Source organism: Delftia sp. PX-1, assembly GCF_055797465.1.
Window position 1 is genome coordinate 231,489 of the sequence record NZ_CP184763.1, and the last position, 18,805, is coordinate 250,293.

Here is an 18,805-nt window from a genome sequence, read left to right on the forward strand (position 1 = left end):
CTCCGTTTCATGAAGTGGACAGGGCGTCGACTTGGTACTGCTCGCGCAGCGCGCGCTTGAGCACTTTGCCGATCTCGCTGCGCGGCAGGCTGGCGGCCAGCCGCAGCTCGGCCACGCGCTGGGTCTTGCCCACGCGGGCGTTGAGCCATTCGCGCAGCTCGGCGGCCGAGGGCGTGGCATCGGGGCGCGCCACGGCGTAGGCCACGGGGGTCTCGCCCCAAGCATCGGAGGGCACGCCGATCACCGCGCATTCGGCCACCTGCGGGTGCTGCAGCAGCACGGACTCGATGTCGCTCGGGTAGACGTTGAAGCCGCCCGTGATGATCATGTCCTTCTTGCGGTCGCCCAGCACGATGAAGCCGTCCTCGTCCAGGCGGCCCACGTCGCCGCTGCGGATGAAGCGCAGGCCCTGGGCATCGAACCATTCGGCCTCCTGCGTCTTGTCGGGCAGGCGGTGGTAGCCGCTCATCATCCCGGCCGAGCGGCCCACGATCTCGCCCTGCTCGCCGGGCGGCAGTTCGCGGCCCTGCTCATCGATGAAGCGGATGTCGGCGCCCGGTCCCGGCCTGCCCACGGTGTGCAGCTTGTCGGGGAAGTCATGGCAGTGCAGCTCGCAGCGCACGCCGCCTTCGGTCATGCCGTAGTACTCGATGAGCCGTCCGGGCCAGCGGCGCAGCACCTCGGCCTTGAGCGCGGGATGGAAGGGTGCGCTGGTGCAGAACTTGTGCCGCAGGCGGCTCAGGTCGGCGCCGTCGAACCCCGGGCACTGCATCAGCCGCTGGTACTGCACGGGCACGAGCATGGTGTGGGTGGCACGGTGGCGCTCGGCCAGTTCCAGGTAGTGCGCCGCGTCGAACTTGCGCATCAGCACCAGGGTGCCGCCCAGCCCCAGGGTGGGCAGGGCCGCGACCAGGGTGGTGTTGGAGTACAGCGGCGTGGCGCACAGCGAGACGGCATCGGGCCCGTAGCCGTTGTGGATGGCGCGCTGCACGTGGGCCCAGCGCATGGCCCAGGACTGGACGATGCCCTTGGGCACGCCCGTGGTGCCCGAGGAGTAGATGACGTTGAAGGGCCAGTCGGGCTGGGGGTGGATGGGCGTGGGTGCCGTGCCATGGTCCGCTTCGTCCGCAGCCAGCCATTGCGACCACGGCATGCCGGCCTCGGCAGCGCCGTCCAGGGCCACGCATTGCAGATCCTGTCCGGCCTGCAGCGGCCATTGCGCGGCGGTTTCCGCGTCGCGCAGCACCAGCCGGGCGCCGCAGTTGTCCAGCATGGCGCTCAGGTGGCCGGCCGTGGCCGACGGGGCCAGCGGCGCCACGGCCACGCCTGCGCGCAACGCGCCCAGGAAGACCAGCACGTACTCGGGCGAGCTGCCCGCGCAGATGGCCACCACGTCGCCGGGGCCCAGGCCCTGGCGTTGCAGGCGCAGGGCCACGCGGTCCATGCCCAGGCGCAGCGCGGCGTAGTCGAGGCTGCGGCCGTCCATGGCCAGGGCGGTGTGGCGGGGGCGCTGGCTGGCCTGCAGCGCGACGAGTTCGGGCAGCGAGCCAAAGGGCTGGCGCAGCAGGGCGGCGATGTCTTCTTGCATGGGAGGGGAGGCACGGACGGGAGGGGAGAACTATTCCAGCGACAGGCCTGCGGCCTTGACGATCTGGGCCCAGCTCTTGCGTTCCTGGGCGATGAAGGCGTCGTACTCGGCCGGTGTCTCGCCACCGGGCACGCCGCCCAGGTCGGCAAAGCGCTGGCGCACCTCGGCCGTCTGCATGGCGCGCCGGGCCGACTGCTGGATGCGCTCGACCACGGCATCGGGCGTGCCGGCAGGGGCCAGCAGGCCGAACCAGGCCGTGACCTGCATGGGCACGCCGGCCTCGGTCATGGTGGGCACCTCGGGCAACTGGGCCGAGCGCGTGGCGCTGGTGATGGCCAGCGCGCGGAACTTGCCGCTCCTGATGTGCGGCATGGAGCTGGGCAGGTTGTCGATCATGTAGTCCACCTGCTGGCCCAGCAGCGCCGTGACCGCAGGCGCGGCCCCGGGAAAGGGCACGAGCGTGACCTCGATGCCGGCCTTCTGGCGGAACATCTCCGAGGACATGTGCGGCGACTGGCCCACGCCCGACGTGGACACGTTCAGGCGCCGGGTCCTGGCCAGCTCCACCAGCTCGCGCACGCTGCGCACGGGCGAATCGGCATGGACCACGAGGATGTTGGGCACGGAGATCACATTGGTGATGCCGCGCAGATCGCTTTCCTTGTAGCTGAGCTGCTTGTACAGGCTGAAATTGATGGCCACCGGGCCGATGTTGCCCATGAGCAGCGTGTAGCCATCGGGCCTGGCGCGCGCCACCTGGGCCGTGCCGATGCTGCCGCCGCCCCCGCCCTTGTTCTCCACCACCACCGACGTGCCCAGGTCCTTGCCCATCTTCTCGGCCAGCACGCGCGCGGCAATGTCCGTGGTGCCGCCAGCGGCGGCCGGCACCACGATGGTGATGGGGCGTTCAGGCCAGGCCGCCGCCAGCGCGGCGGCAGGAGCCAGGGAGAAAAAAGGCAAAGCGGCCAGCAGGGCCAGCAGGCTGCGGCGGACGGTCATGGGCAGTCTCCAGTTCACTGCCCGCAACGATAGAAAACCCTGGGCCACAGGGCACCAGGGTTTGACTGGAGATCCGCTTCGCCATTCGGAAACCCGCGCTTAGGCCCACTGGAACGCGTGCTAACCCCTTGCCGAAAAGGCGGCCACAAGAAAAAAGGCGCCGAAGCGCCTTTCATTGACCGTGTGGTGCACAGCGCCAAAAACTGGCGCGTCCCAAGTCAGGGACACCGAGCAAGGGCCGCCCTGCCGCGAGGGTGTCGTCCCCCTCCCTTGCGAAGCAAGCAGAGAGGGGGAAGGCGCGTCAGCACCTCAGGGGGTGATCAAGGATACAGTCCCCGCATTTCGCGGGCATGCAGGATGCGCTGGCAGGCCACGATGAAGGTGGCGGTGCGCAGCGTCACGCCGTGCTGCTGGGCCACCTGCCAGATGGCCGCGAAGGCGTCCTGCATGATGCGCACCAGGCGGGCGTTGATCTCGTCCTCGCTCCAGAAGAAGCTGGAGAAGTCCTGCACCCATTCGAAGTAGCTCACCGTCACGCCGCCGGCATTGGCCAGCACGTCGGGCAGCACCAGCACGCCCTTTTCGGTCAGGATGTCGTCGGCCTCGGTGGTGGTGGGGCCGTTGGCACCCTCGATCACCATCTTGGCCTTGATCTTGCCGGCGTTGTCCTTGGTGATCTGGCCTTCCAGTGCGGCGGGGATCAGGATGTCGCAGTCCACGCCCCAGAAATCGGCAGCGTCCATGGCCTCGGCGCCGTCAAAGCCGCCCACGCCGCCCTTGGCGGCCACGTGGGCCAGCAGGGCCGTCACATCCAGGCCGTTGGCGTTGCGGATGGTGCCGGTGTGGTCCTGCACGGCCACGACCTTGGCGCCCGCGTCGGCGAACAGCTTGCCGGCCGTGCCGCCCACGTTGCCGAAGCCCTGCACGGCAATGCGCGCGCCCTGGACCGACAGGCCGGTCAGCTTGGCCGCTTCCACGCCCACGGTGAACACGCCGCGGCCGGTGGCCTCGACGCGGCCCAGCGAGCCGCCCAGGTCCACGGGCTTGCCCGTGACCACGCCGGTGGCGGTGGCGCCGGTGTTCATGGAGTAGGTGTCCATCATCCAGGACATGATCTGGCCGTTCGTGTTGACGTCAGGCGCTGGAATGTCCTTGGAGGGGCCGATCAGCAGGCCGATCTCGCTGGTGTAGCGGCGCGTCAGGCGCTCCAGCTCACCGCGCGACAGCGTCTTGGGATCGACACGGATGCCGCCCTTGGCGCCGCCGTAGGGCACGTTGACGGCCGCGTTCTTGACCGACATCCAGGCCGACAGGGCCATGACTTCGGACAGGGTCACGTCCTGGTGGAAGCGCACGCCGCCCTTGCCGGGGCCGCGGCTCAGGTTGTGCTGCACGCGGTAGCCTTCGTAGTGGGCGATGGTGCCGTTGTCCAGCTCGATCGGCACATCGACGATCAGGATGCGCTTGGGGCGCTTGAGGGTTTCGACCCAGCGGGCGAGATGGCCCAGGTAGGGAGTGACGCGATCGACCTGCTGCAGGTAATTGCCCCAGGGGCCGAGGTGATCGGCCTGCAGGTAGGAAGGGATGGCGTGGTTGGTAACGCCGGCCGAAGCGGGTTGCTGCATGGTGGTTCCACACAAGAGTTGTCTGAGGGTTTTGAGCTTATTCCCGGGGCTATGCGCTGTCCAACGCCTTATGCGCGAGAGCCTTATGCATTTAATGCATAACCATGGGATCGCCTTGTCCAGCGGACAATCGGGGCCGCTTGCGACCCTCCGATGCACTCCAAGAAAGCCGCTCCATGACGAACACGCCCCGCACTCCCACATCCTTGGCCCATGCGCTGCTCCAGGCGCGCCACAGCGGCGAATTGCTGGATGCCGACGACTGGGCCGACGTGGTGCGCGCGCCCGCAGATGCGCAGGCCGTGCAGGCCGCCATGGCGCCCGCCCTGGGCTGGCGCGTGGCCGGCAGCCAGCAGGGACCGGGCCGCGTTCCGGGCTACTGGAAGTCTGGCGCGCCGCGCCGCGATGCCCCGCTGACCCATGCGCCGCTGCCCGAAGAAGGCGTCTGGGCCAGTCCTTCGGTGGCCGGTGGCGCGCCGCTGCACCTGCGCGGCATCGAAGCCGAGATCGCCCTGCGCCTGGGCCGCGAGGTGACGGCCGAGATGGCTGCCGCGCTGCAGCCCGGCGATGGGCTGGAGCTGATCGACGGCATCACCGCCGCCATCGAGGTGGTGGATACGCGCTGGCGCCAGCACCTGAAGGCGCCGCCGCTGCTGCTGGCCGCCGACGGCCTGTGCCATGGCGCCCTGGTGCTGGGGCCGTGGCAGGACGCTTCGCGGCTGCTGCCGCGCGAGTCGCCGCGGGACTGGTCTGCCCAGGTCTGCCGGTTGCGCGTGGGCGCGGCGCCGCTGCAGGCCTTCACCGGAACGCATCCGCTGGGCGATCCGCTGTGGCTGCTGGCCGGCTGGTTGCAGGAGCTGGTGCGCCGCTATGGCAGCGTGCCCGCAGGCACGGTGGTGACTACGGGCACGTGGAATGGACTGGCCTTTGCCCAGGGCGGCGACCTGGTGGTGGCCGAACTGGACGGCATCGCCGAGGCCCGCCTGCAGCTGTGAGGCTTCAGGCAGGACATCGAGTGATCAGGTGATCTTGTAGTCCTTGAGGGCCGGATCGCCGGGCGGAAAGCGCAGTTCCAGGTTGCGCAGCACCTCGCGCAGCAAGGTGGCGATCATGAGGTTGCGGTGCGTCTTGGAGTCGGCCGGCACGATGGTCCAGGGCGCCCAGGGCGTATGCGTGGCGCCCAGCAGCTGGCCGTAGGCCTGCTGGTAGTCCTTCCACTGCGTGCGCACCTTCATGTCGTTCTCGTCGAACTTCCAGTGCTTGGCCGGGTCGTCCAGGCGCTCCTGCAGGCGCATGCGCTGTTCGTCGGCGCTGATGTGCAGCAGGAACTTGACGACCACGGTGCCCGTCTCGCTGAGCATGCGCTCGAAGTCGTTGATGTGGGCAAAGCGCTGGCGCTGCTGCTCGGGTGTGATCCAGCCGTTGACCACGGGCACCAGCACGTCCTCGTAATGGCTGCGGTTGAAGACCGTGATTTCGCCAGCGGCAGGCACCTGCTGGTGGATGCGCCACAGGTAGTCATGGGCGCGCTCGGCCTCGGTGGGGGCCTTCCAGCCCACGGCGTGCACGCCCAGCGCACTCATGCGGCCGAAGACGCCACGGATGGTGCCGTCCTTGCCCGCCGTGTCCGTGCCCTGCAGCACGACCAGCAGCTTGTAGCGGCGGTCGGCGTACAGCAGGTTCTGCAGCGCATCCAGCTCCTCGGCCAGGGCCTCGACGGCGACCTTGTCCTCGGCCTTGCCGTTGCCATTGGAAAAGGGCTTGGCGCCCGGGTCGAAGTCGGCCAGGGCAATGGGCTTGTCCTTGTCCTTGTCGGACCTGGCGGAGCGCGGCTGCCACTGTTCCCAGAGCTTTTGCACGGCCGCATCGCGGCTGGAGAAAGGGTTGGAGGCGTCCATGGATAGAGCGGTGGGTGAGGTGGAATGTCAGGGCCGGGCGCGAATGGATTGCACCTGCAGTTGCGGCTGCGCCATCGAAGGCGCGGCGCCAGCGGCGGGCCTGGGGCCGGGCTGGCCCCGGACCTCCACGTTCTGCCGCTGCCACTGCGTGATCTGCTCGGCGCTCAGGCCCTGGAGCTGCCAGGTCTCGCCGGAGGTGGTCTGCAGCACGGGCTGCTCATGGGGCGCATTGCCGCGCAGCACCAGGCGGCCTTGCAGGGTCAGGGGCTGGCCGGCATCCGGCGCGGCGGGCGCGGCCGATGCCGAAGCGGGCGCCGGTGCGGTTGCAGGAGGTGGAGGTGGCGCGGCGCAGGCCGTGGCCAGCAGCGACAGGCTGCCGGCCAGCAGCGGGGGCAGGGCCCGGGCAACTGCGGTATGGGATGTCTGGGTCATGGCGGTCATTGCACGATGGCGGTGAGGGTGGTGCCGGCGGGAACGCGCAACTGCTCCTGGTACAGGCCCTGGGCGTCCGGCTGGCGTACGAAGGGGAAGTGGCCGCGCGCCGCGAGCTGGGCGGGCACGGTGGCGGGCAGGCGGCGTGCCGCCGCATAGCGCTGGCCGTCGATGCCCACCAGGGTGAAGCCCTGGTCCGTGCGTGCGGGCCAGCCGTAGCCGGCCGGGCCGCTGGAAGGCAACAGGGCGATGTTGGCCCCCCATCGCTGCAGCGTGACGGGCAACGAGGGGCCACCGGCCTGTGCAATGGCGTTGCCGAGCACCTGCAGCGAGTCGGGCGAGGAGGTGTTCCTCAGCATTTGCTGGTAGAAGCCCACGCCGTGCTGGCGCAGCAGATAGGCGCCCAGGCTGCCCGTGACGTTGTAGCCGAAGCAGGTGGCATTGACATCCGAGGCCCAGCTGGCCAGGTCGCAGTTGAAGCCGGGCTTGGACATCCAGCCGGTGATGCGGCCGTCACGCATGGGATTGGTGCCGGGCGTGAGTCTTTCGGCCAGGATGTCTTCGGACATCAGGGCCGACATCTCTTCCAGGAAGGTGTCGAACATGTAGTCCGAGCCCTTGAGCGCGCCGCGCTGGTAGAAGTTGATCATGTGGATGAACTCGTGCGACAGCGTGCTGATCTGCGTGGTCAGCCCGTTGGCGCCGCCCAGGTACAGCGTTTCCGTGTCCATGTAGAACGACAGCGATTCGTTGCTGTACTGGAACTGCGAGTTGCCGGCCGTGCGCTTGAAGTTGTTCACGGCCCAGAAGTAGCCCAGCAGGCCGTAGGGCTGGCTGTCGGGCGTGAAGTTCACGAACACGATGTCGATCGGCTGGTCGGCCGCGATCAGCTCGCTGTGGGCCTGGGGTCCCCAGGGCTGGCCCGCCAGCCCCGTAACCAGGGCGTGCACGGAATCCGGCCCGCTGGCGAAGCGCTGTATCACGGTGTCCAGCAGGGCGTCGCTGACCTTGGCGCTGCCGTACTCGCTGTCTTCCAGCCACAGATTGATGGTGCGGGTGCCCGTGGGCGTGGGCGCGGTGGTCTGGCGCCGCAGCGTGGCGCTGCGCGTCTCGACCGTGGGGCTTTCCGTGTTGACGAACCAGCTGCGCTGGCTGCCAACGGGCAGCACGGCCGCCGACACCGCGCGCGAGGGCTGCACGCTCTGCCCTGCAACCGGGGCGGGCAGGCTCGGCTTGAAGTCACGTACGCGCTGGGGGATCTGGTTGACCAGCTGCGCAGCGCTCAGCGACTGTTGCGCCGCAATGCCCTGCGCCGCTGCGGCTGGCGGCGTGAGCGTGATGGGCGGCAGGGCCACGGCGGCATCGCCGGTGTTGGTATAGATCAGCGTCACGGGCCGGGTGCCCAGATTGCGCAGGCCCACGGCAACGGGCTGCTCTGCGGCGGTGGCGTTGGTGTAGCTCCAGACGCCGACGCCCTGGCCGGAATAGGTGGTGGCGTCGGTCGCGCCGCACGAGGCGCCCGTGCAGGCGGGGGTCAACTGTGTCGTGATGGAGTCGCCCGGCGTGGAGCCGCCGCCCCCGCCGCCGCAGCCTGCCAGTCCCGCACCCAGTACCAGTGCAACAAGGGCCTTGGCCCCAAAGTGGTCTTGAAACATGGGTTCCTCTCGATGGTCCATGTCCAGCCAGAAGAAGGAGGGCGGCCGGACGCTTGCGCCACTATCCCAGGCCTGCCTGCAGGCGGCAAGCGCCGGCCGGTTTCCCGCGTGTAGGCGCAGGGCTTGCCTGCAGGTCGCAAGCCGCAGGCCTCACCTGGGCTCCTGCCGCACCGGCACCTGCAACTGCTCCACGAACCGCCGCGCCGCCAGCCCCAGCGGGCGCTCCTTGGACCACACCCAGTCGACGAACAGCTGGGTGCCGTTGCTGATGTTGCACAGCGGGATGCGCAGCAGCGCGCCCGTCTGCAGCAGGGGCTCGGCGACGCTGAAGGGCAGCCACCCCCAGCCCAGGCCGGCCGAGATCAGTGACAGGGCCGCCAGGTGGCTGTCCGTGCGCCACAGCTGGTGCGAGAACACGAAGCGCGGATCGGTGTGGGCCAGGTCGCGGCTGGCCAGCAGGATCTGGCGCGCGCCGGCCAGCTGGCCCACGTCCAGGCGCTGCTGCCCGTCCACGCCCAGTTGCCGGGCCAGCGGATGCCTGGCCGCCATCACGGCGATCATGGTTTCCTGGCCCATCTCCTGGAAATCCTCGCGCCCGTCGATGGCCGGGCGCTCGAAGACCAGGGCCAGATGCGCGCGGCCCGAATGCAGTTCCTTGAGCGCATCGACCTGGGCGGCCACCAGCACTTCCACCTCCAGACCCGGGAATTCCTCGACCAGCGGCTGCAGCGGCGCGGCCCAGGCCGTGGACAGCAGTTCGGGCGCGATCACCAGGGTCAGCCGCTCCTCCAGTCCCTGGTGCAGGGCCAGCGCCTGGTGGTTGAGCTGCTGCAGCTGGGCGGCCAGCAGCCGGGCCTGGGGTTCGAGTGCGCGTGCCGCCGCTGTGGGCCGGGGCTCGCGGCCGCTGCGGTCGAACAGCTGCAGGTCCAGTTCGGCCTCCAGCTGGGCGATGGCCATGCTCACGGCCGAGGGCACGCGGCCCAGCTGGCGCGCGGCGGCGGAAAACGAGCCGTGGTCCAGCACGGCAATGAACAGCGGCACCTGGTCGGCTGGAAAGGACATGGTGGGGACCTGTCAGATTTATTGAAAGAATCTGACTTTAACGTTCAATTGCCGGCATATAGACTGCGCTCCCTATGACCTTGCAGACACACAAAAAGGGCCTCCAGGGGCCCAAACGCAAAGTGGTCTTCGTGACCCTGTATGAATTGATCGCCATCCTCGCCTCCAGCCTGCTGTTCATGGCCATCGGCCAGAGCGCCGGGCATTCGGGCGGCATGGCGATTGCCGCCTCCACGCTGGCCATCGTCTGGAACCTGACCTTCAACCACCTGTTCGAGCAGTGGGAGTCGCGCCAGAGCGTCAAGGGCCGCTCGGTGCTGCGCCGCGTGGTGCACGCCCTGGGCTTCGAGGGCGGGCTGGCCATGGTGCTGATCCCGCTGATGGCCTGGTGGTTCGGCGTCACGCTGTGGGAGGCCACGGTGATGGAGGCCGGCCTGCTGGTCTTCTTCCTGGTCTACACCTATGTCTTCAACTGGTGCTTCGACCATGTGTTCGGCCTGCCGGCCTCGGCCTCGGCATCCGCTGCGGTGGCACCCCGCGCTCAGGGCGAGCCGGCCTGCAGCAGCTGACCGGCCACGGCGGCGGCGGCCGTGCGGGTCTCCACGCCGAGTTTCTCGAAGATGTGCTCCAGGTGCTTGTTGACCGTGCGCGGGCTCATGCCCAGGATGTCGGCGATGTCGCGGTTGGTCTTGCCCTTGCTCAGCCATGACAGCACCTCGGTCTCGCGCGGGGTGAGCGCCACCTGCTGCAGCCGGCGCGCGGCGGGCGCCTGCGGCGCCTCGTGGCTGAGCAGCACCATCGACTCCCCCAGGCCGCTGGCGCCCATGTGGCGCGCCAGCAACTGGCGGCCATCGGCCAGGGCCAGCGCCAGATCCTGGTGACCGGCCTGGTCCGGCTGGTGGGCACCGGCCAGCCAGTCCCCGGCCGCCTCCATGGGGAAGGGCTGGTCCGCAAAGGCCTCCTCCAGCCAGCGCGCTGCCTGGGGAGAGCGCCAGGCCACGCGGCCCTGGCCATCGAGCACCACCACGCCCAGCCCCGCCACGTCCACGGCTTCCTGCGCCTGGCGCGTGGCGCGGGCATTGCGCACATGGGTGGCCAGGCGCACCAGCACCTCGGGGATGCGCAGCGGCTTGACCACGTAGTCCACGCCGCCGCTGGCAAAGCCGCGGATGATCTGGTCCGTGTCCGACAGGCCGGTCATGAAGACCACGGGCACGTGGGCCCAGGCCGGCGTGTCCTTGAGCCGGCGGCACAGCGTGAAGCCGTCCATGCCGGGCATGACAGCGTCCAGCAGCACGCCATCGGGCACGGTCAGGGCAAAGCGCTGCAGCGCCTCGTCGGCATCGCGCGCGGCGAGCACCACGTAGCCTTCGGCGGCCAGGGCATCGCACAGCATGCGAAGGCTGTCCAGCGCGTCGTCCACCACGAGGATCACATGGGCGCCGTTGCCATGGCTGCTGCGGCTGGTGGCGGTGGTGGTGGCGGTCATTTCCTGCCCTCCTGGATGTTCATTCATCTGTCTCCTCCTGTTCCTGTTCGTCTTCTTCCCGGGGCAGCGGCAGCAGGCGCGCCAGCGCATCGAAGTCGAAGCGGTTCGCGCAGGCCTGCAGCGCATCGAGCAGCGCGGCATGCGCGGGCGCCTGCTGGCGCGCCTGGCGCAGGCGCTCGCGCAGGGCCGTGGCCTGGCCCGAGCGCGCCAGCCGGGCCAGGTCTTCGCGCAGGTCGGGCGGGAAGGGGGCGGCTGCCGGCGCCTGCGCTGCCTTTGCCTCTGCCTGCTCCGCGCGCGGCGCCGGCAGCAGCAACGGGCGGTTGTCATGCACCCATTCGATCCGCAGCACGCGCTCGAGCACCTGCAGCAGCTCGGACTCGATCACCGGCTTGGCGACAAAGCCCTGGCAATGCGCATCGGCCAGGCGCGGCGGGTCGTTGTCGAACAGGTTGGCCGAGACGAAGACCACGGGAAGCTGCTGCGCATCCCGGCGCGCGCGCAGCAGGGCGGCGGTCTGCCAGCCGTCCAGGTCGTCCATGCTGATGTCCAGCAGCACCAGGTCAGGCAGGCTTTGCTCCACGATCTCCAGGCACTCGCGGCCGCTGGCGGCCTCGCGGATCTCGAAGCCCAGCGGCAGCAGCAGGCCGGCCAGCAGCTGGCGCTGCAGCGGCTGGTCGTCCACCACCAGCAGGGTGCGGCGGGGCGGCAGATAGCCGATGACGGTGTGCAGCGTGGCGGCGGCGCCGGGGGGCACCCAGGACGCGTCGGGCGCCATCTCGGGCAGGTACAGGCGCACGGTGAAGCAGCTGCCCTCGCCGGGCGTGCTGCTCAGGGTGAGCTGCCCGCCCATCAGCTCGGTCAGCAGGTGGGTGATGGTCAGCCCCAGGCCCGTGCCCGCCTCGCTGACGCGCCGGCCCGCGCTGCCGCGCTCGAAGGGCACGAAGATGCGCTCCATGTCCTGCGGTTCGATCCCGATGCCGGTATCGATGACCTCGATGCGCGAGACATGGGGCCGGAAATCCATGCGCAGCCGCACCTCGCCGCGCTGGGTGAAGCGCACGGCGTTGGACAGCAGGTTGATCAGGATCTGGCGCAGCCGCTTGGCGTCGGCACGCACCCAGCGCGGCATGGTGCCCAGCGTCTCGACCGAGAACTGCAGCCCCCTGGCCTGGGCCTGGGGCCGCATCATGGCCTCGATGCCGTCGATCAGCGCGGGCAGGGGCAGGGGGGCGAGGTCCAGGCGCAGGCGGCCGGCCTCGATGCTGGCCAGCTCCAGCGATTCGTCGATCAGCGCGCGCAGGTGCTGGCCGCTGTGCTGCATGGTGGACAGGGTCTCGCGCACCCAGCCATCGACCTGCGGGCTCTTGAGCAGGATCTGCGTATAGCCGAGCAGGCTGTTGAGCGGCGAGCGCAGCTCGTGCGTCATGCCCGCCACATAGCGGGTCTTGGCCTGGCTGGCCTGCTCGGCATGGTCCTTGGCGGCCTGCAGCTCGGCATCGGTGCGCTTGTGGGCGGCGATCTCCTGCAGCAGCAGCTGGTTCTGGCGCTCGGACTCGTCCTGGGCCATGCGCCGGCTGTCCGTGCTCAGCACCACCCACCAAGCGGCCACGGCGCACAGCAGGGCCAGCAGCGCGAAGACCTTGAGGAAGGGGATGCGCAGCGCGCCGCCATCGACGCTGCCTGCCTGCAGGCTTTCCTGCATGTAGACCACGCCCACCATGAAGGCCGTCACCGCGCACAGAGACAGCATCACCACCAGGTACTGGCCCGCGCGGAAGTTCACCTTGGTGGCCCACCGCGGCGGCAGCATGGCCGAGGCCAGCGCGCGCAGCTGCTCGCCCGCGCGCGAGCCGGTCTTGCAGCGGTCATGGCAGCGCGACTCCAGCGAGCAGCACAGCGAGCAGATGGGCGCGCCGTAGGCCGGGCAGCGCGCCATGTCCTCGGACTCGAACTGGTTCTGGCAGACGGCGCAGCGCACCGTCTCGCCGGGCTTCCACAGATTGCCTGCGGGCCGTGCCAGGTAGTAGCGCCCGCCCGTCAGCCAGGCCAGCAGCGGCGACAGCAGCATGGACAGCGCCAGCGCGATGAAGGGCGAGAACGCGGCCGCTGTCTCGCCCAGCAGGCCCGCATAGGCGCAGCAGGCCACGGCGGCGGCCAGCAGCATGGCGACGGGTCCCACGGGATTGAAGTCGTACAGATGGGCGCGGCGGAATTCGATGCCCGGCGGGCTCAGCCCCAGCGGCTTGTTGATGACCAGGTCGGCCACCAGCGCGCCCACCCAGGCGATGGCCACGTTGCTGTAGATGGTCAGCACCTTCTCCAGCGCGCCGAACACGCCCAGCGTCATCAGCAAGGTGGCGATGACCACGTTGAACACCATCCAGACCACGCGCCCCGGATGGCTGCGCGTGATGCGCGCGAAGAAGTTGGACCAGGCAAGCGACCCCGCATAGGCATTGGTCACGTTGATCTTGACCTGCGAGATGACCACGAAGACCACGGTCACCGCCACGGCCAGCCCCGGCAGGCCCAGGGCCTGCAGCACCTGCTGGAAGCCTGCCAGGAACATCTGCGTGGGCTCGGCCGCGCGCGTGGCGTCCACCCCCTGCAGCTGCATGGCCGCGAACGCGAGAAAGGCGCCGCCCGCCATCTTGAGCATGCCCATCACGGCCCAGCCCGGGCCGGCCACCAGCACCGCGCCCCACCAGCGCAGCCGGTTGGCCTGGGTGCGCGGCGGCAGAAAGCGCAGAAAGTCCACCTGCTCGCCGATCTGCACCACCAGCGCGAAGATCACGGCTGCCGCCGCGCCGAACATCAGCGGATCGAACTGGCTGCTGCCCGAGCGCAGGCCGGTGAGGCTGGCGAAGTCGCGGTACAGCTGCGGCTGGGCCAGCGCCATCCACACGAAGGGCAGCACCAGCAGGAACAGCCACAGCGGCTGCGTCCAGGCCTGCAGACGCGAGATCAGCGTGATACCGCGCATGGCCAGCGGCAGCACCACCAGGGCCGACAGCGCATAGCACCACTGCAGCGGCCAGTCCACCACCAGCTGCAGGGCCAGCGCCATGATGGCCGCCTCCAGCGCGAAGAAGATGAAGGTGAAGACGGCGTAGATCAGCGAGGTGATGGTCGAGCCCAGGTAGCCGAAGCCCGCGCCCCGCGTCAGCAGGTCCATGTCCAGTCCGTAGCGCGCCGCGCAGACGGCGATGGGCAGCCCCGTCAGGAAGATCACCAGCCCCACGGTGACGATGGCCCACATGGCGTTGGCGAAGCCGTAGTTCAGCGCAATGGCGCCGCCGATGGCCTCCAGCGCCAGGAAGGACAGCGAGCCGAAGGCCGTGTTGGCCACACGGAACTCGCTCCAGCGCCGGAAGCTGCGCGGCGTGTAGCGCAGCGCGTAGTCCTCCATGGTCTCGTCGGCCACCCAGGCGTTGTACTCGCGCCGGAACCGGAAGATGGTCTGCGGCGCGGCTGCGGTGCCGGTGGGGCTGTCGGGCGGGGGGGCGGAGTGCATTCCCAGGTCTAGCAAGAAACGTGCGGGGCCAATGCTGGCGCGGCTTGCAAGAGGGGTAGCCGGGGTGCGTACGCAGGTGGCTACGTCAATTGACGTATGGGCGGCGGCAAGGGTTCTTCCTAATCTTGGACCCAGCGCGGAAACAAGCCGTAACCGCAACGCCAGTTTTCAGCCACTTGCAGATCACCCAACCGATCCTTACAGGAGAGTCACCATGAGCCACCCCTCCGACCCCCGCACACCTGGTTCCCCCGGCACGGAAATGGGCCGCCGCCGCGTCCTGCAGGCGCTTGGCGCCGCCTCGGTGGCCGGGTTGCCGGCCTGGTCCTTCGCCCAGCCCACGGCCCAGGTCAACACCACCAAGCTGGCCGTGACCGACACCGAGGTCGTCGTGGGCCAGCTGCACTCGGCCACGGGCACCATGGCGATCTCCGAGACCGGCTCCATCCAGGCCGAGCAACTGGCCATCGACCAGATCAACGCCATGGGCGGCATCCTGGGCCGCAAGATCCGCGTGATCAAGGAAGACGGCGCCTCCGACTGGCCCACCTTCGCCGAGAAGTCCAAGAAACTGCTCATCAACGACCGCTGCGCCGCCGTCTTCGGATGCTGGACCAGCGCCTCGCGCAAGGCCGTGCTGCCCGTGTTCGAGAAGGAAAACGGCCTGCTGTACTACCCCACCTTCTACGAAGGCCTGGAGCAGTCCAAGAACGTGATCTACACGGGCCAGGAAGCCACGCAGCAGATCCTGTACAGCCTGGACTGGGCCAAGGCCGAGAAAAAGGCCAAGACCTTCTTCCTGATCGGCTCGGACTACATCTGGCCGCGCACCTCGATGAAGATCGCGCGCAAGCACATCGAGAACTTCCAGAAGGGCAAGGTCGTCGGCGAGGAGTACTACCCGCTGGGCAGCACCAACTTCGGCTCGCTGGTCAACAAGATCAAGCTGCAAAAGCCGGACTGCATCTTCGTGGCCGTGGTGGGCGGCTCCAACGTGGCCTTCTACAAGGCGCTCAAGGCAGCGGGCATCACGGGTGACAAGCAACTGCTGGTCACGCTGTCGGTGACCGAGGACGAGATGACCGGCGTGGGCGGCGAGAACTTCACGGGCTTCTACTCCTCGATGAAGTACTTCCAGACGCTGGACAACGAGAACAACAAGAAGTTCGTGGCCGCCTTCAAGGCCAAGTACGGCCCCAACGCCGTCATCGGCGACGTCACCCAGGCCGGCTACCTGGGCCCCTGGCTGTGGAAGGCCGCCGTGGAAAAGGCCAAGAGCTTCGACGTGGACAAGGTGGTGGCCGCATCGCCGGGGCTGGAACTCAAGACCGCGCCCGAAGGCTACGTGAAGGTGGACGCCAACCACCACCTGTGGAGCAAGTCGCGCATTGCCGTGGGGCAGCCGGACGGCACGTTCAAGGTGGTCTCGGAGTCGCCTGAACTCATCAAACCCGATCCCTTCCCCAAGGGTTACCAGTAAGCCCTGATCCGTTCAGGCAGGTGATGCGCGGCGGCCTGCGGCCTGGTGGGCGGGCTGCCGCGTGAATCGTTTCCCCCTCTCCCGATTGGCTTGCGCGCAGGAGCAGCACCATGAGTTTTTCCGACATGATGAACATCGGCCTGATGCAGGGCTTCGCGGGGCTGAGCCTGTTCGCCGTGCTGCTGCTGATGGGCCTGGGCCTGGCCATCATCTTTGGCCAGATGGGCGTGATCAACATGGCGCATGGCGAGTTCATGACCATTGGCGCCTACACCATCTACCTGGGCTCAACGCTCACGGCGCAGCACGCGCCCGAGTTCATGCCCTACTACTTCCCGCTGGCCATCGTGGCCGCCTTCCTGTTCGCCTTCGTGGCCGGCTGGCTGGTGGAATGGGGGCTGATCCGCCACCTCTACAAGCGGCCGCTGGACACGCTGCTGGCCACCTGGGGCGTGAGCCTGGCGCTGCAGCAGTGCTTTCGCACCTTCATCGGCCCCAAGGAAGTCAGCCCCACCCTGCCTGACTGGCTGATGGGCTCGTGGGCGCCGGCCGAGGGGCTGGACATTCCCATCAACGGCCTGTTCGTGCTGGCGCTGACCATGGCCGTCACGGTCGGCGTGCTGATCGCGCTGCACAAGAGCCGCTGGGGCCTGCGCGTGCGCGCCACGGTCAGCAACCGCGTGATGGCCAACGCCATCGGCATCGACACCAAGAAGACCGACCGCCTGACCTTTGCCATCGGCTGCGGCATCGCGGGCGTGGCGGGCGCGGCCTTCACCACCATCGGCTCCACCGGCCCCACCTCGGGCTCGCTGTACATCGTGGACGCCTTCCTGGTGGTCACCTTCGGCGGCGCGGCCAGCCTGCTGGGCACCGTGGTCTCGGCCTTCGGCATTGCGCAGACGCAGTCCATCACCGAGTTCTTCCTCGCGGGCTCCATGGCCAAGGTGATCACGCTGTCGCTGATCGTCTTCATCCTGATGCTGCGTCCCCAGGGCCTGTTCGCGTCCAAGGTGCGGCGCTGATCCCGGCGCCTGCCCTGTCCACGAATTCCCCCGCGTTCCCCCGATTTCCCCTGAGTTCACCGGAGTCATTCCATGCAAGCCCTCAAAGCCTGGATACAGCGCTACCAGCTCGCCAGCCTGGTGCTGCTCACCGTCCTGCTGGCGGTGGTGCTGCCCCTGGCGCTGGACATCTTCCGCCTCAACCTGGTCGGCAAGTACCTGACCTATGCCTTCGTCGCCATCGGCCTGGTCATGGTCTGGGGCTATGGCGGCGTGCTCAGCCTGGGCCAGGGCGTGTTCTTCGGCCTGGGCGGCTACGCCATGGCCATGTTCCTGAAGCTGGAGGCGTCCGACCCCATCAGCACCAAGATCCAGTCCACGCCCGGCATCCCCGACTTCATGGACTGGAACCAGCTGACCGAGCTGCCCTCGTTCTGGCTGCCCTTCAAGAGCCTGCCGTTCTCGCTGGCCGCCGTCATCGCCGTGCCCACGCTGCTGGCCTGGCTCATCAGCTTCGCCATGTTCAAGCGCCGCGTGGGCGGGGTGTACTTCGCCATCATCACGCAGGCCGTGGCGCTGATCGTCACCGTGCTCATCATCGGCCAGCAGGGCTACACGGGCGGCGTCAACGGCATGACCGACCTCAAGACCCTGTGGGGCTGGGACACGCGCACGGACAGCGCCAAGTACATCCTCTACTACGTCTGCGTGGCCCTGCTGATCGGCGCCATCGTGCTGTGCCGCTGGATTCAGACGGGCAAGGTGGGCACCCTGCTGCTGGCCATGCGCGACAAGGAAGACCGCGTGCGCTTTTCCGGCTACGACGTGGCCAATTTCAAGGTCTTCGTGTTCTGCCTGGCCGCTGCGCTGTCGGGCGTGGGCGGCGCGCTGTTCACGCTGCAGGTGGGCTTCATGTCGCCCAGCTTCGTGGGCATCGTGCCCTCCATCGAGATGGTCATCTACGCCGCCGTGGGCGGGCGCATGAGCCTGGTGGGCGCCGTGTACGGCACGCTGCTGGTCAACGCGGGCAAGACCTATTTCTCGGAGAGCTTCCCGGACCTGTGGCTGTTCCTCATGGCGGGCCTGTTCATCGGCGTGACCATGGCCTTCCCGATGGGGCTGGCCGGGCTGTGGGAAAGCCGCATCGTTCCCTGGTGGAACAGCCGCCGCAAGGGCGCGGCACCGGCCGCAGCGCCTGCCGCAGCGCAGGGAGCCCAGGCAGCACCTGCCCAGGCCCCGGCCGCCACCAAGCCCACGTCCGCCCTGTCCGAAGGCATGGGCCGCCAGGGCGCCTGAACCACAGCGGGAGCACACCATGAGCAATACCGACTTCACGCTGGCCGTGGAAGACCTGACGGTCTCCTTCGACGGCTTCAAGGCCATCGACGCGCTGAACCTGTACATCGACAGGAACGAGCTGCGCGTCATCATCGGCCCCAACGGCGCGGGCAAGACCACGCTGCTGGACCTGATCTGCGGCAAGACCCGCGCCACGGCCGGCAGCATCAAGTTCAAGAACGAGGAACTCACGCGCATGGCCGAGCACAAGCGCGTGCGCCTGGGGATCGGGCGCAAGTTCCAGACGCCGTCCATCTACGAGAACCTGTCGGTCTTCCAGAACCTGGAGGTCTCCTACCCCGAAGGCCGCTCGGTCTTCGGCGCGCTGGCCTTCAAGTGCACGGAGGCGGTGCGCGATCGCGTGCAGGCCGTGGCCGCCGACATCGGCCTGGACGAGCGCCTGGACACCGAGGCCGGCCTGCTCAGCCATGGCCAGAAGCAGTGGCTGGAGATCGGCATGCTGCTCATGCAGGAGCCCGAGCTGCTGATGCTGGACGAGCCCATCGCCGGCATGAGCGCCCGCGAGCGCGAGCTGACGGCCGAGCTGCTGCAGCGCATCTGCAAGAACCGCTCCGTCATCGTCATCGAGCACGACATGGAGTTCGTGGCGCGCATCGCGCACAAGGTCACCGTCATGCACCAGGGAAAGATCCTCGCCGAGGGTCCCATGGACAAGGTGCAGGCCGACCCCAAGGTCATCGACGTCTACCTCGGCCACTGA

15 protein-coding genes are annotated in these 18,805 nt (G+C 68.6%); 6 read left to right on the forward strand and 9 right to left on the reverse strand.

Annotated elements, in window-relative coordinates; all coding sequences use genetic code 11:
- Nucleotides 1-7 precede the first annotated feature (7 nt).
- The 3 genes from ACN20X_RS01025 to ACN20X_RS01035 all read right to left on the reverse strand — a co-directional run bounded on the left by ACN20X_RS01025 (nt 8) and on the right by ACN20X_RS01035 (nt 4,212).
- Complete coding sequence (locus ACN20X_RS01025; RefSeq protein WP_203400250.1) at nt 8-1,588, reverse strand: class I adenylate-forming enzyme family protein; 1,581 nt, start codon at nt 1,586-1,588, stop codon at nt 8-10.
- A 30-nt stretch (nt 1,589-1,618) separates the two neighbouring features.
- Nucleotides 1,619-2,587 carry a Bug family tripartite tricarboxylate transporter substrate binding protein gene (locus ACN20X_RS01030; protein ID WP_012202149.1) on the reverse strand — a complete coding sequence of 323 codons (969 nt, stop codon included), beginning with the start codon at nt 2,585-2,587 and terminating at the stop codon, nt 1,619-1,621.
- A 320-nt stretch (nt 2,588-2,907) separates the two neighbouring features.
- A complete protein-coding gene (locus ACN20X_RS01035; RefSeq protein WP_016450234.1) occupies nt 2,908-4,212 on the reverse strand; it encodes a Glu/Leu/Phe/Val family dehydrogenase in 1,305 nt (434 codons plus the stop codon).
- 176 nt (nt 4,213-4,388) lie between these two features.
- On the opposite strand from ACN20X_RS01035, the gene ACN20X_RS01040 reads away from it, so the two are divergent.
- Nucleotides 4,389-5,207: a fumarylacetoacetate hydrolase family protein gene (locus ACN20X_RS01040; RefSeq protein ID WP_473210200.1), complete on the forward strand. Its 819-nt coding sequence runs from the start codon at nt 4,389-4,391 to the stop codon at nt 5,205-5,207.
- A gap of 24 nt (nt 5,208-5,231) precedes the next feature.
- On the opposite strand, the gene ACN20X_RS01045 is transcribed toward ACN20X_RS01040, so the two are convergent.
- The 4 genes from ACN20X_RS01045 to ACN20X_RS01060 form a co-directional block, all read right to left on the reverse strand.
- Nucleotides 5,232-6,110 carry a PPK2 family polyphosphate kinase gene (locus tag ACN20X_RS01045; RefSeq protein ID WP_017404944.1) on the reverse strand — a complete coding sequence of 293 codons (879 nt, stop codon included), beginning with the start codon at nt 6,108-6,110 and terminating at the stop codon, nt 5,232-5,234.
- 27 nt (nt 6,111-6,137) lie between these two features.
- The gene (locus tag ACN20X_RS01050; RefSeq protein ID WP_473210201.1) at nt 6,138-6,542 is read right to left on the reverse strand and encodes a hypothetical protein; all 405 of its coding nucleotides are present in this window, start codon (nt 6,540-6,542) and stop codon (nt 6,138-6,140) included.
- Between the two features lie 5 nt (nt 6,543-6,547).
- Nucleotides 6,548-8,197 carry a M30 family zinc metallopeptidase gene (locus ACN20X_RS01055; RefSeq protein WP_473210202.1) on the reverse strand — a complete coding sequence of 550 codons (1,650 nt, stop codon included), beginning with the start codon at nt 8,195-8,197 and terminating at the stop codon, nt 6,548-6,550.
- 150 nt (nt 8,198-8,347) lie between these two features.
- Nucleotides 8,348-9,259, reverse strand: coding sequence for a LysR family transcriptional regulator (locus ACN20X_RS01060; RefSeq protein WP_473210203.1), 912 nt, complete (start codon nt 9,257-9,259; stop codon nt 8,348-8,350).
- 74 nt (nt 9,260-9,333) lie between these two features.
- Between ACN20X_RS01060 and ACN20X_RS01065 the strand changes: the two genes are divergently transcribed.
- Nucleotides 9,334-9,828 (forward strand): PACE efflux transporter, encoded by a 495-nt coding sequence (locus ACN20X_RS01065; RefSeq protein ID WP_016452173.1) that lies wholly within the window; start codon nt 9,334-9,336, stop codon nt 9,826-9,828.
- Here ACN20X_RS01065 and ACN20X_RS01070 read toward each other — a convergent pair.
- Together ACN20X_RS01070 and ACN20X_RS01075 are read right to left on the reverse strand one after the other, a co-directional pair.
- Nucleotides 9,801-10,748 carry a response regulator transcription factor gene (locus ACN20X_RS01070; RefSeq protein WP_047218549.1) on the reverse strand — a complete coding sequence of 316 codons (948 nt, stop codon included), beginning with the start codon at nt 10,746-10,748 and terminating at the stop codon, nt 9,801-9,803. The genes ACN20X_RS01065 and ACN20X_RS01070 overlap by 28 nt on opposite strands.
- Nucleotides 10,749-10,767: 19 nt before the next feature.
- Complete coding sequence (locus ACN20X_RS01075) at nt 10,768-14,262, reverse strand: hybrid sensor histidine kinase/response regulator (RefSeq protein WP_473210204.1); 3,495 nt, start codon at nt 14,260-14,262, stop codon at nt 10,768-10,770.
- A gap of 214 nt (nt 14,263-14,476) precedes the next feature.
- Here ACN20X_RS01075 and urtA point away from each other — a divergent pair, with 214 nt between their 5' ends.
- The 4 genes from urtA (at nt 14,477) to urtD (ending at nt 18,805) form a co-directional block, all read left to right on the forward strand.
- Nucleotides 14,477-15,742: an urea ABC transporter substrate-binding protein gene (gene urtA, locus ACN20X_RS01080; protein WP_012202159.1), complete on the forward strand. Its 1,266-nt coding sequence runs from the start codon at nt 14,477-14,479 to the stop codon at nt 15,740-15,742.
- Nucleotides 15,743-15,852: 110 nt separating this feature from the next.
- Entirely contained in the window at nt 15,853-16,767 is a 915-nt protein-coding gene (urtB, locus tag ACN20X_RS01085) for an urea ABC transporter permease subunit UrtB (RefSeq protein ID WP_151019820.1), read from the forward strand.
- A 72-nt stretch (nt 16,768-16,839) separates the two neighbouring features.
- Complete coding sequence (urtC, locus tag ACN20X_RS01090) at nt 16,840-18,042, forward strand: urea ABC transporter permease subunit UrtC (RefSeq protein WP_473210205.1); 1,203 nt, start codon at nt 16,840-16,842, stop codon at nt 18,040-18,042.
- Between the two features lie 19 nt (nt 18,043-18,061).
- Complete coding sequence (gene urtD, locus ACN20X_RS01095; RefSeq protein ID WP_016450222.1) at nt 18,062-18,805, forward strand: urea ABC transporter ATP-binding protein UrtD; 744 nt, start codon at nt 18,062-18,064, stop codon at nt 18,803-18,805.

What these genes read in the sequence shown, in the direction of transcription:
- ACN20X_RS01025 (WP_203400250.1), bottom strand. Translation starts at nt 1,588, where the DNA reads ATGCAAGAAGACATCGCCGCCCTGCTGCGCCAGCCCTTTGGCTCGCTG.
- ACN20X_RS01030 (WP_012202149.1), bottom strand. Translation starts at nt 2,587, where the DNA reads ATGACCGTCCGCCGCAGCCTGCTGGCCCTGCTGGCCGCTTTGCCTTTT.
- ACN20X_RS01035 (WP_016450234.1), bottom strand. Translation starts at nt 4,212, where the DNA reads ATGCAGCAACCCGCTTCGGCCGGCGTTACCAACCACGCCATCCCTTCC.
- ACN20X_RS01040 (WP_473210200.1), top strand. Translation starts at nt 4,389, where the DNA reads ATGACGAACACGCCCCGCACTCCCACATCCTTGGCCCATGCGCTGCTC.
- ACN20X_RS01045 (WP_017404944.1), bottom strand. Translation starts at nt 6,110, where the DNA reads ATGGACGCCTCCAACCCTTTCTCCAGCCGCGATGCGGCCGTGCAAAAG.
- ACN20X_RS01050 (WP_473210201.1), bottom strand. Translation starts at nt 6,542, where the DNA reads ATGACCCAGACATCCCATACCGCAGTTGCCCGGGCCCTGCCCCCGCTG.
- ACN20X_RS01055 (WP_473210202.1), bottom strand. Translation starts at nt 8,197, where the DNA reads ATGTTTCAAGACCACTTTGGGGCCAAGGCCCTTGTTGCACTGGTACTG.
- ACN20X_RS01060 (WP_473210203.1), bottom strand. Translation starts at nt 9,259, where the DNA reads ATGTCCTTTCCAGCCGACCAGGTGCCGCTGTTCATTGCCGTGCTGGAC.
- ACN20X_RS01065 (WP_016452173.1), top strand. Translation starts at nt 9,334, where the DNA reads ATGACCTTGCAGACACACAAAAAGGGCCTCCAGGGGCCCAAACGCAAA.
- ACN20X_RS01070 (WP_047218549.1), bottom strand. Translation starts at nt 10,748, where the DNA reads ATGACCGCCACCACCACCGCCACCAGCCGCAGCAGCCATGGCAACGGC.
- ACN20X_RS01075 (WP_473210204.1), bottom strand. Translation starts at nt 14,262, where the DNA reads ATGCACTCCGCCCCCCCGCCCGACAGCCCCACCGGCACCGCAGCCGCG.
- urtA (WP_012202159.1), top strand. Translation starts at nt 14,477, where the DNA reads ATGAGCCACCCCTCCGACCCCCGCACACCTGGTTCCCCCGGCACGGAA.
- urtB (WP_151019820.1), top strand. Translation starts at nt 15,853, where the DNA reads ATGAGTTTTTCCGACATGATGAACATCGGCCTGATGCAGGGCTTCGCG.
- urtC (WP_473210205.1), top strand. Translation starts at nt 16,840, where the DNA reads ATGCAAGCCCTCAAAGCCTGGATACAGCGCTACCAGCTCGCCAGCCTG.
- urtD (WP_016450222.1), top strand. Translation starts at nt 18,062, where the DNA reads ATGAGCAATACCGACTTCACGCTGGCCGTGGAAGACCTGACGGTCTCC.